This is a genomic window from Streptomyces armeniacus, assembly GCF_003355155.1.
GTDB classification, from domain to species: domain Bacteria; phylum Actinomycetota; class Actinomycetes; order Streptomycetales; family Streptomycetaceae; genus Streptomyces; species Streptomyces armeniacus.
Genome location: NZ_CP031320.1, coordinates 4,555,980 through 4,569,800, shown reverse-complemented (window position 1 = coordinate 4,569,800; position 13,821 = coordinate 4,555,980). Strand labels below are relative to the sequence as shown.

The following is a 13,821-nucleotide window of genomic DNA, read 5'->3' as shown; positions in this document are numbered from 1 at the left end:
TCGTCCGCGAGGTGAACTCATGGTGACAACGAAACGGGCAATTGCCCGCGCAGTGTACGGATCGCGCTTCGACCACGTGCCCTGGGGACAGCGCGTCTACCTCAGGCCCGGCGAGAAGGCCGCCAGAGAACTGCAGTGGCAGATGCGGCTCCGCAGAGCCCGTACGGTCTCCCTCGACGAGTACCGCGCGCAGCACACGGCCGGGCCCATCGAGGAGTTCATCACCTGCCACCTGTGCGGAGAGACACGGCAGCAGCCGCTCTTCCGGCCGGCGGGCGAGAACTGGGCGTACCACGTGGTGCGCTGCCCCTCCTGCGGCTTCCTCTACCGCAACCCGAACATCCTGCCGGAACGCCTCGGCGACCTCTACGCCGACAACTACAGCACCTTCCTGACCGGCTCCTACGCCGAGAACCGGCAGCGCCGCTACCGGCTGACCATGGACGCCTTCGCCCCCGTACTCGACGACGGCGACGGCCGCCGCCTGCTCGACTTCGGCTGCGGGTCCGGGCTGTTCCTGGAGGTCGCCGAGCAGGCGGGCTTCGAGGCGTACGGCGTGGACCTCTCGCCCGACTCCGTCGAGCAGGCCAACAAGCGGCTCTCCACCGCCACCGCGCACTTCGGCGCCCCCGACGACGTACCGGAGATCGCCGCGGGCGGCTTCGACGTCATCACGCTGTGGTCCGTACTGGCCCATCTGCCGCGCCCGCTCGACGACTTCAGCCGCTTCCGCGAACTGCTCGCCCCCGGCGGCGTCCTGCTCGTCTTCACGGTCAACGCCAGGTCGCTACTGCTCAAGGCGCACGGCAACGGGTGGAGCGGCTTCACCCGGAACCACCTGATGTTCTACTCCTCGGAGACCCTGCCCGCGCTGCTGCGCCGTACGGGTTTCGCGGGGGTGACCTTCGCGCCGTTCTACGGCGACACGGTGGAGGCGGGCACGGCGCCGTTGCCCCCGTCGACGGACCGCCGCCTGCGGCGGGCGGTCGCGTCGAGCGACGGCGGCAACATGCTGCGGGCACTGGCCTTCGCGGACGACAAGGCGATCACGCGCTGGGGCCAGAACCACCGAGTCCGCCGCCTGGCGTAGTAGCCCTTTCTTCCCGCCGCCGCGGCAGACGGCCCCCTCCGGCTGGGTCCGGCGGCATGGGCGACGGCCGGGTGCGTACGGCTCCGGGCGGGGCCCGGTGGTCACCGCCGGGCCCCGTCCGGCGGCGAGGCGCTCCCCGCCGCGGCGGGGAAGAACGGCGCTACGCGCCGCGCGGGGTGAGCCAGAGCGGGTTGGTCAGGGCCGACATCGCCCCCGGCAGGCCCGCCGGGGCGCCCTCCGCGACCGGGTGGCGGACTTCCGCCCGTACGTACGTCGCCAGCGACGCCCTCGTACGCCACGTGACCGTACCCGCGCCCGACGGCAGCGGCTCCGCGTGCAGTTCGCCCTGGTCCGTGAGCAGCCGCGCCGTCGCGCGGGCAGGGCCGCCGGTGACGTCCAGGCGTACGGTCACCTCCGCGTCGGGCGACGCGACGCGCAGCCGTTCGCCGATGTCCGCGTGTTCGCCGTGCGGGCCGGTGGCGGTGAGCCGGAGGGTGACGCGGGAGGACTCGGCGAGGTAGCTGTGCCCCTGCCGTACGCCGTCGAGGAGGGCGCGGCGGGACAGTTCCGCCGCGTGTACGACGGTGTGCGGGAGGCCGACGTCCTGGCCCTCGCGGTGCGCGTCGCTGTTGCCCATGGCGGGCAGCCAGTCGTCGTCGGCCACGAGGGTGTTGTCCCAGGCGGCGACGGCGAGTTCGTCGTCCGGTGTCCAGGGGCCGTTCCAGACCTCGACGGCGTCGGCGTACTCGTAGCCGAACTTCCACTGGCAGCCGACGAACGGGCAGTTCGGGTGCGCGGGCACCACCAGCCCGTCCGCGCGGTGGACACGGCGGGCGAAACGGGCGTACGCGTCGTCGCGCGCGCGGTAGCGCCAGTCGACGAACGTGCCCGGGTCCGTGCCCAGCGCGAGGTAGTGGCCGTTGCGGGTGGTGATCTCCTCGCCGCAGAGGACGAGCAGTTCGCGTTCGCTGCCGTCGCCGCGGCCCCACAGGCCTTCCCACGCGCCGTGCCCGGACGTGGTGTTGTGCTCCGTGCTGACGATGAAGTCCAGACCGGCCGCACGTGCGGCGGCGGCGACCTCCGTAGGGGTGCGTTTTCCGTCGGAGTGCACGGTGTGCAGATGGCAGTCGCCGCGGTACCAGTCGCGGCCCCGGCCCCGGGCCCGTTCCGGCGGGTACGCGGGCTCGGGCGTCTCATCCGCGGGGCCGAACCGGAGCGTGACGGTCACCTCGTAGTCCATGCCCTGCGGGGCGACGGTGTACGGGCCGAGGACGACGTGCCACGTGCCGTGCCGTACCGGCCCCGCCAGATAGCCCGGAGTGGCCTCGGCCGCGCTGATCGCGAACTCCGTACGGAAGCCGCCGGACCAGCCGCGGAAACCGGGGCCGCCGAGGCGGGTGCCGCGCTCGTCGAAGATGCCGATGTCCAGGGCGTTGCCGGGGGTGCCGGCGGGGACCTCCGGCTTGTCGTAGGTGTACGAGACGGCGATCTCGCGTACACCGTCGGGTACGTCGACCGGGAGGTAGACGTAGTCGGGCGCGCCCGTCGGCAGGTGGCCGCGGACGGTCTTCGTCTGGTCGGCGGTGGCGGCGGAGCGGTCGTCGCCCTCCGCCGGGCTTGCGAACGCCACGGTGTCGAGCGTAAGCACGCCCGCGGCTCCCGTGGCGGCGGACAGCTTCAGTACGGTGCGCCGGTCCATGCCGTCGGCCCCCCTCGTGTCGGATGTGCGGCCACGGCGGTGGCCGATGGTGCGCGCGGTACGTGTGCGGCACGTGCGTAACGTCCGGTACGACGCGCGTTGATGGTTGTACGCGTGAGTGGCGCGGAGGGGAATGGCGCGGGACGCACGCGTTGCGGAACGGGCGCGTTGCGGGATGTACGCGTTGCTGTCGCGCAACGTTGTGTGGCAGGGGTGTTGCGCGACGCACCCGTTGCCGGGCGGGCGCGTTGCGCGGCGTACGTTGCGCGGCGTACGCGTTGCGGCGGCGTCCGGGACGAGCCGCTGCCGCCGTTCAGCGGCGGCGGCGCGCGTTCGCGGCGAGCGCGTAGACGAACAGGCCGCCGACGAACACGAGGATCAGCACGATGGCCACAGTCGCACCGGAACCGCCGCCGCTGGAGGCGGGCTCCTCCGTCGGCTCGTCGTCGTACGCGTCGCCGGTCCCGTACTCGTCGTCGAGGCCGTCCGCGTCGTCGTAGTCGTCCTCGAAGTCGTCGTCCTCGTCGTCGTCGACACCGCCGACGCTGACGCCCCCGCTGCTGACGCTGCTCACGCCGCCGCTCCGGCTGCCCCCGATGGTGGTGCCGCCGCTCCGGCCGCCGCTCGAACTGCCGGCGCCGCTGCTGCTCACCCCGCCACGGCCACCGCCTCCGGTGGTGCCGGACGCCCGCTCCGGTGCCGTGTCCGGCGCGGTGCCCGGCACCGTGCCCGGTGCGGCGTCCGGCACCGTCCCCGGCGCCGCCCCCTTCGCCGCGGCGTGCGCCACGGACGGCGACGCCCCGCCGATCAGGGCCCCGAGCAGGACCGCGGGCAGAATCAGGACACTCGTGATGCGCATGGTGTACTCCCCCGATTGGTCAGTGCATGGTGGTGCGCACATTCACGGGTTCAGACGACGAAAAGGGTGTCTCCGGATGCGGATTGCGACGACCGCCGTACTCACCGACGAGACGATCAGCCCCGCCCGGCTCGCCCGCGAGCTCGAGGAGCGCGGTTTCGACGGCCTGTACCTCCCCGAGCACACCCACATCCCGATCAGCCGCGAGTCGCCGTCCCCGATGGGCGGCGAACTGCCGCGCGACTACGGGCGCACTCTCGACCCGCTGGTCGCGCTCGCCACCGCCGCCTCCGTCACCACCCGGCTGCACCTGGGCACGAGCATCCTGCTCGCGGCGCAGCACGACCCGATCGTGCTCGCCAAGCAGATCGCGACGCTCGACCTGCTCGCGCAGGGCCGCTTCACCCTCGGCGTCGGCTTCGGCTGGAACGCGGAGGAGGCCGCCGACCACGGCGTGGAGTGGCGTACGCGGCGCGCCCTCGTACGCGACCGGATCGCGCTGATGCGCGCCCTGTGGGCGCCTGAACCGACACCGTACGAGGGCGAATTCGGGTCCGTGCCGGCGAGCCACGCGCATCCGAAACCGTCCCGTACGGGCGGCCCCCGGCTGCTGCTGGGCGGCGCGCCGGGCCCGACGCTGTTCGCGCACATCGCGGAGTACGCCGACGGCTGGATGCCCAACAGCGGGCGCGGGCTGGGCGACAGCCTCGCCCGGCTCCGTACGGCCTGGCAGGAGGCGGGACGCGCACCCGGGCAGCCTCCCGAGGTGGTGCTCAGCTACGTGCTGCCCTCGCCGGGGAAGCTCGCGCACTTCCGCGAACAGGGCGTCGAGGAGTTCGTCCTGCTGCTCCCTTCCGGTGACGAACGCGACGTGCTCCGCACCCTGGACGACTACGCGCAGTACCTCTGACGGAGGCAGCGGCACCACGGCAGCGCGCCGTACGGGCGGCGCACGCGGGACGCGGGACCCGGACCCGGGACCCGGGACGAGGGACGCGGGAAGATCACGTCCGCCTGCCGCGTTGCACGTGCCGAGGACTCTTCCGACAGCTTCCGACAGCTTCGACCCACAGCATGGAGACGCGCGATATGCCACTCAAGGGCGAGTACGAGCCGAGCACGACGCAGTTGGTACGGGACCAGGTGGAGCTGTACGAGAGCTCCGGCGGCACGCGGGGCACGACCCTGGAGAGCCTGGTCGGCCCCGGCGACGAACGGCGGCGGGACCTCCCCGTCATCATCCTGACCACCGTGGGCGTCAAGAGCGGCAGGCTCCGCAAGACCCCGCTGATGCGCGTGGAGCACGACGGCGCCTACGCCGCGGTCGCCTCCCTGGGCGGAGCCCCGAAGCACCCCGTCTGGTACCACAACGTGGTCGCCGATCCCCGTGTGGAGCTTCAGGACGGCCCGGTGCGCCAGGACATGGTCGCCCGCGAGGTGACCGGCGACGAGAAGGCCGAGTGGTGGGTGCGCGCGGTCGAGGCGTACCCGGACTACGCCGACTACCAGAAGAAGACGGACCGCGAGATCCCGGTCTTCGTCCTCGAACCGGCCCCCGAGCCGCACTGACACGGCACACCCCGCATGTCACCTCCCCGCCGTGAAGTGCGGGGAGTTCACGCCAGAGCCGTTCAACGCGCGTACGACAGCGGCCTCCGCCGGGCCTTGACGGGGGCCGCTGACGTGCCCGGCGCACGGAGAGCGCGCCACCGGCCGCTGTGACGAACACCCGCCACGTGCGGGCAGGTCAGACGGTGCCCCCGGGGCTACGCTCGATGGATGACCACCGACGCGCAGACAGGGCAGACAGGGCAGCCAGCCGGGGCGGCGCCCCCACCCACCGCCAACGCCATGCGCCGCGCGCTCAAGCGCGCGCGGGACGGTGTCGCGCTCGACGTCGGCGAGGCCGCCGTGCTGCTGCAGGCGCGCGGCGGGGATCTGGCGGAGCTGACGGCGGCGGCACGGCGTGTGCGGGATGCCGGGCTGGAGGCGGCCGGGCGGCCGGGGGTCGTCACGTACTCGAAGGGTGTGTTCGTGCCGCTCACCCGGCTGTGCCGGGACAAGTGCCACTACTGCACGTTCGTCACGGTCCCCGGCAGGCTGCGCCGTGACGGGCACGGGATGTTCATGTCCCCGGACGAGGTGCTGGACGTCGCCCGCCGCGGCGCCGCGCTCGGCTGCAAGGAGGCGCTGTTCACGCTCGGCGACAAGCCGGAGGACCGGTGGCCGGAGGCGCGGGAGTGGCTGGAGGCGGAGGGGTACGACGACACGATCGCGTACGTACGCGCCATGGCGATCCGGGTGCTGGAGGAGACGGGGCTGCTGCCCCACCTCAACCCCGGCGTGCTGAGCTGGACGGACCTGCAGCGGCTCAAGCCCGTCGCGCCGTCCATGGGCATGATGCTGGAGACGACGTCCGAGCGGCTGTGGAGTGAGCCGGGCGGCCCGCACCACGGTTCGCCGGACAAGGAGCCGGCCGTACGGCTGCGGGTGCTGGAGGACGCGGGCCGCTCCAACGTGCCGTTCACCAGCGGGCTGCTGATCGGGATCGGCGAGACGTACGAGGAGCGCGCGGACTCGCTGTTCGCGCTGCGCCGCGTGCAGCGCGCGTACCACGGCATCCAGGAAGTCATCATGCAGAACTTCCGCGCCAAGCCGGACACGGCGATGCGCGGCATGCCGGACGCCGAACTGACGGAGCTGGTCGCGGCGATCGCCGTCGCCCGGCTGATCCTCGGCCCGTCGGCGCGCATCCAGGCGCCGCCGAACCTCGTGGACGGCGAGTTCGCGATGATCCTCGACGCGGGCATCGACGACTGGGGCGGCGTCTCCCCGCTGACCATCGACCACGTCAACCCGGAGCGGCCCTGGCCGCAGCTGGAGCGGCTCACCGAGCGGACCCGCGAGTCGGGCTTCGCGCTGCGCGAACGGCTCAGCGTGTACCCGGAGTTCGTGCAGCGCGGCGAGCCCTGGCTCGACCCGAGGCTGCTCCCGCACGTCACCGCGCTCGCCGAACCGGAGACGGGGCTGGCGCGCGAGGACGCCCCCGTGGAGGGGCGGCCGTGGCAGGAGCCCGACGAGGGGTTCACCGCGGGGGGCGGCGGCAGCGGCCGTACGGATCTGCACCGCACCATCGACACCGAGGGCCGCACCGCCGACCGCCGCGACGACTTCGACGAGGTGTACGGCGACTGGGCCGACCTGCGCGAGCGCGCCGCGCCCGGCATGGCCCCGGAACGGATCGACACCGACGTACGCGGCGCCCTCGCCACCGCCGCCGACGACCCGACGCGGCTCACCGACGCGGAGGCGCTCGCGCTGCTGCACGCCGACGGGCCCGCCCTGGACGCCCTGTGCCGCACCGCCGACGCGGTGCGCCGCGACACCGTCGGGGACGAGGTGACGTACATCGTCACGCGCAACATCAACTTCACCAACGTCTGCTACACAGGGTGCCGTTTCTGCGCCTTCGCGCAGCGCCGTACGGATGCCGACGCGTACACCCTCTCCATCGACCAGGTCGCCGACCGCGCACAGCAGGCGTGGGACGTGGGCGCCGTGGAGGTGTGCATGCAGGGAGGCATCCACCCGGACCTGCCGGGGACGGCGTACTTCGACATCGCGCGCGCCGTACGGAGCCGCGTCCCCGGCATGCACGTGCACGCGTTCTCCCCGATGGAGGTCGTGAACGGCGCGTCCCGTACGGGCATGTCCGTACGGGAGTGGCTGAGCGCCGCGCGGGAGGCCGGGCTGGGCTCGATCCCCGGTACGGCGGCGGAGATCCTGGACGACGAGGTGCGGTGGATCCTCACCAAGGGCAAGCTGCCCGCGTCCACCTGGGTCGAGGTCGTGAAGACGGCGCACGAACTGGGACTGCCGTCGTCGTCCACGATGATGTACGGGCATGTGGACCAGCCCCGGCACTGGCTGGCGCACCTGCGGCTGCTGGCGCGCATCCAGCAGGAGACGGGCGGCTTCACGGAGTTCGTGACGCTGCCGTTCATCCACACCAACGCGCCGGTGTACCTGGCCGGGATCGCCCGCCCCGGACCGACCTCCCGGGACAACCGCGCCGTCACCGCGATGGCCCGGCTGCTGCTGCACCCGCACATCACCAACATCCAGACCAGCTGGGTCAAGCTGGGAGCGGACGGCGCCGCCGAGATGCTCCGCTCCGGCGCGAACGACCTCGGCGGCACGCTGATGGAGGAGACCATCTCGCGGATGGCGGGCTCGTCGTACGGCTCGTACCGCTCGGTGCGCGACCTCGTCGCCATCGCGGATGCGGCGGGCCGCCCGTCCCGGCCGCGTACGACCACGTACGGGGCGGTGCCGGAGGAGCGGCAGCGGGCGGCGCTGTCCTCGGACGGGCATCTGCCGGAGCTGCTGCCGGTGTTGGACGACTGACGGCCGGGCGGCCGGGCGGCCGTCATCGTGGCGCCGGGTGCGGGTCCTCCCCCTGAGAGGACCCGCTGCGGCCGCCCGCCGCCGTCAGCAGGGAGAGCGCGGCGGCCAGGGCGGGCCGCGGCCCGGCTCGTCCACGTCGCATGGACGCGGACTGGGCGGGACTGCTAGGCGGGCAGCACGTCCATCCAGCCGTCACCGTCGGTGCGGGTCCCGGCCGCGTAGTCGTCCGCGGAGCCGTCGCCGTCGAATGCGGGGGCGATGCCCCAGTCGTGCTCGGGCGGGGCGACACCTGCACCACCCGGCGAGCCGCTGCCGTCGCCCATCGGTGCGGCGTATCCAGCGCCGTAGTCGTCGCCCATCGGCGCGAGGCCGCTGGTGGGCGCGCCACCGTTGTCACCCGCTGCCGCCCCGCTCGTGCCTGCCACGAGGCCGCCCGCCGCGATGACCGCCACGGCCGCGGCCCGTGCCACCGTCTTCTTGATCGCCATCGTTTCCCCCATCCCGTCACGGACTGATCTGTGCAGGCTGCCCACCGGACGGTGCGGCCGCAACGACTTTCGGTTCTCGCCGAAAGGGCCGCCTAGTGGTGCGCGTTGGGGTCGAAGCCCTCCGGCGCCTGGTCCAGGAAAGTGGTGACCGTGCTGATACGGCCGTCCCCGTCGAAGACCAGCACGTCGGTGCCGGTGGCGAACGGCTCCTTCCCGGCCGCGTCGAGCGCCCACAGCAGCCGGGCGCGCCCGTGGTGGATCTCTGGCTCCCGCCGGGCCCGGAACACGACGGTGCCCATGTGCTCCGTGAACTCGTCGTGGAAGCCGATCAGGGCTGGTGCGCCGGAGAGGACGCCGACCGGCGCGTAGTACCCGACGTCGTCGGCGAACGTCGCGGTGGCGAGGCCGCGCTGCTCGGCGGGGGTTCCGGCGTTCCAGAACCGTACGTAGTGGTCGACGGTCGCTCCGTACGCCGTCTCGTCGGCCGTCTCCTCGGCCGTCCCGGAGGTGCTCCCGGTGGCGGGGCCGGTGGTGCTCCCGGTGGTCGTCTCGGTCATCGTCCTGACTCCGTTCCGTCGTGGCCCGTACGGGGCCCGTCGCCCCGCGGGGCGGACCGCGGGGTCCGCTGCCGCAACAGTGCGGACCGCACCCGCCGGGTGTCGATAACCTCCGAGGTCATTGCCGCAGCGCGGCGCATCGGCCAGCCTCGGGGCATGGCAACCACGGAACCGGTCGGACTCCTCGTACGGCGCTGGCGTGAACGCCGCGGCCGTTCGCAGCTCGACGTGGCATCGGCGGCCCGGCTCTCCACGCGGCACCTGAGCTACATCGAGACCGGCCGCGCCACCCCGAGCCGGAACATGATCGAGCGTCTCTGCGACGAACTCGACGTGCCGCTGCGCGAACGCAACACCGTCTATCTGGCCGCCGGTTTCGCCCCCGTGTACCCGGAACGCGCGCTCGCCGACCTCGGTGCCGCCCGCGTCGCCGTGGACGCCGTGCTCACCGGCCACGAGCCCAGCCCGGCGCTCGCCGTGAACGTGCGGTGGGAGCTGCTCGCCGCCAACCGGGCCGCCCGCGCGTTCCTCGCGGACCTCCCGCCCCATCTGCGTACGCCGCCGGTCAACGTGCTGCGCTCCACCCTCCACCCGGACGGCCTCTCCGGGCGCATCCGCAACCTCGCCCAGTGGCGCGCGCACGTCGTCCGCCGTATCCGCCGGCAGCTCGCCCGTACGGCGGCGGAGGGCCTGCCGGAGCTGCTGGCCGAAGTGGAGTCGTACCCGCTGCCGGTGGACCACAGCGACGAGGAACCGGTCAACGACCTGGCCGTGCCGATGCTCCTGTCCTCGGACCACGGCGATCTGAGTCTGCTCTACACGACGACTGTCTTCGGCTCACCCCGTGACGTGACGCTGGACGAGATCGCCGTGGAGACGTTCTTCCCCGCCGACACGGCGACGGCGGACCTGCTCGCGGCCATGTTCCGTACGGAGACGCGCGATACGGCACCGGCGTGACCGTACGGAGGCGGGTGACGCGCTGACCGCGACCTGAGGGCCGGGCGTCTGCCCGAACCGGCGTCCGTACTGGAAGACTGATCCCCGCACCCACACGGCAGTCGGGGAGGTGGCGGGATGGCCGGACCAGCACGGACGCCGAGGCCGTCGCGGACGGCGCGGCCGTCCCGGGGGGACCAGCCGTCGATGCAGGAGCTGATCCGCCTCCGCAGGGGTGACGGTTTCATCGGGCGGCGGGCGGAACGTACGGCGTTCCGCGACAACTTCGCCACCGACCCCGGCGACCCCGAGCACCGCTTCCTCTTCCACGTGCACGGCGCGGCGGGCATCGGAAAGACGTCGCTGGTGCGGCAGTTCGAGGCGACGGCACGTGAGGAGGGCGCGGTCACGGCGTACGTCGACGACACCGTGCACAGTGTGCTCGACGCGATGGAGGCGGTGAGCGGCCAGTTCGCGCGCCAGGGCCGCCCGTTGAAGGACTTCGACAAGCTGCTGTCGCGCTACCGGCAGCGCCGCCACGAGGCTGACTCGGCCACCGCCGCCCGCGCGGAAGCCGAAGCCGAAGCGGAAGCCGGCGCCCAGGACGGCGGCCCGGCGCACGCGCCGCCGCCCCCGCCCCCGGCGGCGGCCAGCCGCGCCGTCGCGCAGGCGGGGCTGGCGGGACTCGAACTGCTCCCCGGCATCGGCACGTTGGCCGCCCGTGCCGCCGACCCGGAACAGCTCGCGCACGGCATGGACCGGTGGCGCGCCGCGCTCAGCGCGCGGCTGCGCAGCCAGGAGGACGTGCAGCTGGTGCTCTCGCCGCTGCCCGCCCTCACCCCCGTGTTCCTGGCCGGGCTCCGCGACGTGGCGGCGCGGGTGCCGTGGCTGGCGCTGTTCTTCGACACGTACGAGCGGACCGGGCCGCTGCTCGACACGTGGCTGCGGGACGTGATGGTCAGCGACCGGTACGGCGCGATGCCCGCGAACCTCGTCGTCACCCTGTCCGGGCAGCCGCCCCCGGACCCGGCCTGCTGGGGCAACGACGCCGACTTCGTCACCGAACTGCCCCTGGAACTCTTCACGGAGGACGAGGCACGGCAGCTGCTGGCGGCCAAGGGCGTCACGGACGAGCGCGTCATCGACGTCGTCCTCCAGCTCTCCGGACGGCTCCCGGTCCTCACGTCCATGCTGGCCGGCACCCGCCCCGACCGGCCGGAGGACATCGGCGACCCCAGCGGCACCGCCGTCGAACGCTTCCTGAAGTGGGTCACCGACCCGGTGCGGCGCGGGGCCGCGCTGGCCGGGGCGCTGCCGCCGGAGCTGGACGAGGATGTTTTCCGTACGGTGGCCGACGCGGAGGCCGCCGACCTGTACGGCTGGCTGCGCCGGCTGCCGTTCGTACGGGACAGGTCGGGCCGCTGCCAGTACCACGACGTCGTACGCGCCACCATGCTGCGCGTCCAGCGCAACCAGTCGCCGCGGCGCTGGCGCGAACTGCACGCGCGGCTGGCGGAGTTCTGGGCGGAGCGCCGTACGGAGACGGAGCGCACGCGCGGCACGGGCAGCTCCCTGTGGAGCCCCTGGGCGGACGAGCGCTGGCGCGCGTACCGCCGCGACGAGACGTACCACCTGCTGTGCGCCGACCCCGCCGGCGCGCTCCCGCAGGCCCTGCGGGACGCGGTGGACGCCCTGGACGAGAGCGTCACCGTGGCCCGCGGCTGGGCGGAGACGCTCGTACGGGCGGGCCGTGACGCCGACAGCGAGCAGGTACGCGACTGGGGCGTACGCCTCCGGGAGCCGCTGCTGGACGCGGACGCGCACACCGGGACCGGCACCGGGAGCGCGACGGCACGGCTGCGGGCGTGCGGGCTGCTGCTCGGCGGGCGGGCACCGCTCGACGCGTACGGGCAGACGCTCGCGCTGACCGTCTGCGGCAGCGCACGTGTCGAGGCCGGCGACCACGAGGGCGGCCTCGCCGAACTGGACCGCGCCGTCGCCCTCGCAGGCTCCGTCGGCGGCTCCGCAGACAGCTCCGCGCTGGTGCGCGCGCACCGGGCGCGGGGAGACGCGCACCGCGGGCTGGACCGGTTCGAGGACGCGACAGCGGACTTCAACGCGGCGCTCGCGCTGCTCGACGAGTCCGCCGAGCCGGTGCGCGTCGCGGGCACGCTGGAGGACCGCGCACTGGCGTACGGCTCCGTCAACCGCTTCGAGGACGCCCTCGCGGACCTCACCCGCTCCCTCGAACTCGTACCGGACGACAGCTGGACGCTGGGCCAGCGCGGCCTGTGCCTGGAGCGCCTGGACCGGCTGGACGAGGCCCTGGCCGACCTCAACCGGGCACTGGACCTGAGCCCGGACCTCACGTGGGCGCTCGTCGTACGCGCCGACGTGTACCGGCAGCAGCACCGTATGGAGGAGGCGCTGGCCGACTTCGACCGCGCCTGCGGAGAGGGGCAGGCGGCGTGGGCGCTGGCCTGCCGCGGCGACACGTACGTCGCGCTCGGCCGGGACGAGGAGGCGCTGCGGGACTTCGACCACGCGCTGCGCCTCGACCCCGCCGACTTCACCGCCCTCGTCTGGCGCGCCCGGCTCCACCTCAGGGCGGGCCGCACCGAACCTGCCCTGTGCGACTTCGACCGGGCGCTGGAACTGGCGCCGCGCAACGCCTGGGTGCGCTCCGCGCGCGGCGAGGCGTACCGGCTGCTGCGCCGTTACGACGACGCCCTCCGCGACTTCGACGCCTCCCTCGGGCTCAGCCCGCACAGCGCGTACGTGCTCGGGAGCCGCGGCCAGGCGTACCGCGCGCTCGAACGGTACGAGGACGCGCTGGCCGACTTCGACGCGGCACTCGCGCTCGAACCCGGCACGGAATGGGTGCTGGAGGAACGGGCCGAGGCACACCGTATGACCGATCGCTTCGCCGCCGCGCTGGCCGACTGCGACGCGGCGCTGGCGCTCGACCCGGAGAACCCGCGCGCGTGGCGCGTCCGCGCCCGGGTGCTCCGGGAGACCGGCCGCCTGCGGGAGTCGCTCGACTGCTGGGACCGCGTCGTCGCGTCGCAACCGGAGGACGGCACGGCGTGGGCGGGCCGCGCGGACACCCTGCTGCTGGCCGGTGAACCGGACCGGGCCACCGCCGACTTCGACCGCGCCATCGCCCTGGACGGCGCCGACACGGACGACCTCGTCGGCCGGGCCCGCTGCCACCGCGCCGCGGGACGGCGCGAGGCGGCGCGCGCCGACCTGGAACGGGCACGGGCGCTCGCGGGCACGGGCAGGGACGGGCGGGCCGCCGTCGTCGAGCTGGAGGCGGGGCTGCTGGAGGCTGCACTGCCGGAGCCGGAGCCGGAGCCGGAGCCGGAGCCCGAGCCCGAGCCGGAGCGCGCGGAGGACCGTACGGCGGGACAGGCGGCACGCGAACGCTGGGAGCGGCTCGCGGACCTGCCCGACCCCGCCGGCCCGGACGAACGCCTCACGCCGCTCGAGACGCACGCGATCCGCCTGCTCGCCCGCGCCGCCCTCGCCGACTGGACCACCGCGGACGCGCTCCTCACCGAACTACTCGCGCGCGACCCGTACTGGGAGCTGCTCACCGAGTGCGTACACAGCCTGCGGGTGCTCGCCCGCGCGCCCGGCGGCGCCCGTGACCGCTGCGACGCGCTCGCGGACCGCGCCGCCGCACGGCTGGCGGCGGGCTGGCCGGATGCCGACCGCGCGTACCTCGGGGCCGGTGGCCACCGGACGCGCGTCGATTAGAGTGCCCGTCGGCGGTCGTA

At 73.9% G+C, this 13,821-nt stretch carries 10 protein-coding genes; 6 read left to right on the top strand and 4 right to left on the bottom strand.

The window, feature by feature from the left end; genetic code table 11:
- Positions 1-19: 19 nt before the first annotated feature.
- Complete coding sequence (locus tag DVA86_RS19840) at positions 20-1,090, top strand: class I SAM-dependent methyltransferase (RefSeq protein WP_208880109.1); 1,071 nt, start codon at positions 20-22, stop codon at positions 1,088-1,090.
- Between the two features lie 160 nt (positions 1,091-1,250).
- Here DVA86_RS19840 and DVA86_RS19835 read toward each other — a convergent pair whose 3' ends face one another.
- On the bottom strand, positions 1,251-2,789 hold the full coding sequence (locus DVA86_RS19835; RefSeq protein ID WP_208880108.1) for a CehA/McbA family metallohydrolase: 1,539 nt from the start codon (positions 2,787-2,789) through the stop codon (positions 1,251-1,253).
- 313 nt (positions 2,790-3,102) lie between these two features.
- Positions 3,103-3,648, bottom strand: a complete 546-nt coding sequence (locus tag DVA86_RS19830) for a hypothetical protein (protein WP_208880107.1) — start codon at positions 3,646-3,648, stop codon at positions 3,103-3,105.
- A 76-nt stretch (positions 3,649-3,724) separates the two neighbouring features.
- Here DVA86_RS19830 and DVA86_RS19825 point away from each other — a divergent pair, with 76 nt between their 5' ends.
- The 3 genes from DVA86_RS19825 (at position 3,725) to DVA86_RS19815 (ending at position 8,055) form a co-directional block, all read left to right on the top strand.
- Positions 3,725-4,558 carry an LLM class F420-dependent oxidoreductase gene (locus DVA86_RS19825; RefSeq protein ID WP_208880105.1) on the top strand — a complete coding sequence of 278 codons (834 nt, stop codon included), beginning with the start codon at positions 3,725-3,727 and terminating at the stop codon, positions 4,556-4,558.
- Positions 4,559-4,737: 179 nt separating this feature from the next.
- On the top strand, positions 4,738-5,217 hold the full coding sequence (locus tag DVA86_RS19820) for a nitroreductase family deazaflavin-dependent oxidoreductase (RefSeq protein WP_208880103.1): 480 nt from the start codon (positions 4,738-4,740) through the stop codon (positions 5,215-5,217).
- A gap of 210 nt (positions 5,218-5,427) precedes the next feature.
- Positions 5,428-8,055 (top strand): bifunctional FO biosynthesis protein CofGH, encoded by a 2,628-nt coding sequence (locus DVA86_RS19815; RefSeq protein WP_208880102.1) that lies wholly within the window; start codon positions 5,428-5,430, stop codon positions 8,053-8,055.
- A 164-nt stretch (positions 8,056-8,219) separates the two neighbouring features.
- Here the strand turns inward: DVA86_RS19815 and DVA86_RS19810 are convergent, their stop codons facing one another.
- Positions 8,220-8,543: a hypothetical protein gene (locus DVA86_RS19810; RefSeq protein WP_208880101.1), complete on the bottom strand. Its 324-nt coding sequence runs from the start codon at positions 8,541-8,543 to the stop codon at positions 8,220-8,222.
- Positions 8,544-8,635: 92 nt separating this feature from the next.
- On the bottom strand, positions 8,636-9,100 hold the full coding sequence (locus tag DVA86_RS19805) for an isomerase (RefSeq protein ID WP_208880099.1): 465 nt from the start codon (positions 9,098-9,100) through the stop codon (positions 8,636-8,638).
- A gap of 156 nt (positions 9,101-9,256) precedes the next feature.
- Between DVA86_RS19805 and DVA86_RS19800 the strand changes: the two genes are divergently transcribed.
- A complete protein-coding gene (locus tag DVA86_RS19800) occupies positions 9,257-10,060 on the top strand; it encodes a helix-turn-helix transcriptional regulator (protein ID WP_208880098.1) in 804 nt (267 codons plus the stop codon).
- Positions 10,061-10,246: 186 nt separating this feature from the next.
- Complete coding sequence (locus DVA86_RS19795; RefSeq protein ID WP_245996805.1) at positions 10,247-13,801, top strand: tetratricopeptide repeat protein; 3,555 nt, start codon at positions 10,247-10,249, stop codon at positions 13,799-13,801.
- Positions 13,802-13,821 lie beyond the last annotated feature (20 nt).

Excerpts from the sequence above, each read along its gene's own strand:
- DVA86_RS19800 (WP_208880098.1), top strand. The coding sequence starts at position 9,257 with ATGGCAACCACGGAACCGGTCGGACTCCTCGTACGGCGCTGGCGTGAA.
- DVA86_RS19805 (WP_208880099.1), bottom strand. The coding sequence starts at position 9,100 with ATGACCGAGACGACCACCGGGAGCACCACCGGCCCCGCCACCGGGAGC.
- DVA86_RS19830 (WP_208880107.1), bottom strand. The coding sequence starts at position 3,648 with ATGCGCATCACGAGTGTCCTGATTCTGCCCGCGGTCCTGCTCGGGGCC.
- DVA86_RS19825 (WP_208880105.1), top strand. The coding sequence starts at position 3,725 with ATGCGGATTGCGACGACCGCCGTACTCACCGACGAGACGATCAGCCCC.
- DVA86_RS19810 (WP_208880101.1), bottom strand. The coding sequence starts at position 8,543 with ATGGCGATCAAGAAGACGGTGGCACGGGCCGCGGCCGTGGCGGTCATC.
- DVA86_RS19840 (WP_208880109.1), top strand. The coding sequence starts at position 20 with ATGGTGACAACGAAACGGGCAATTGCCCGCGCAGTGTACGGATCGCGC.
- DVA86_RS19815 (WP_208880102.1), top strand. The coding sequence starts at position 5,428 with ATGACCACCGACGCGCAGACAGGGCAGACAGGGCAGCCAGCCGGGGCG.
- DVA86_RS19835 (WP_208880108.1), bottom strand. The coding sequence starts at position 2,789 with ATGGACCGGCGCACCGTACTGAAGCTGTCCGCCGCCACGGGAGCCGCG.
- DVA86_RS19820 (WP_208880103.1), top strand. The coding sequence starts at position 4,738 with ATGCCACTCAAGGGCGAGTACGAGCCGAGCACGACGCAGTTGGTACGG.
- DVA86_RS19795 (WP_245996805.1), top strand. The coding sequence starts at position 10,247 with ATGCAGGAGCTGATCCGCCTCCGCAGGGGTGACGGTTTCATCGGGCGG.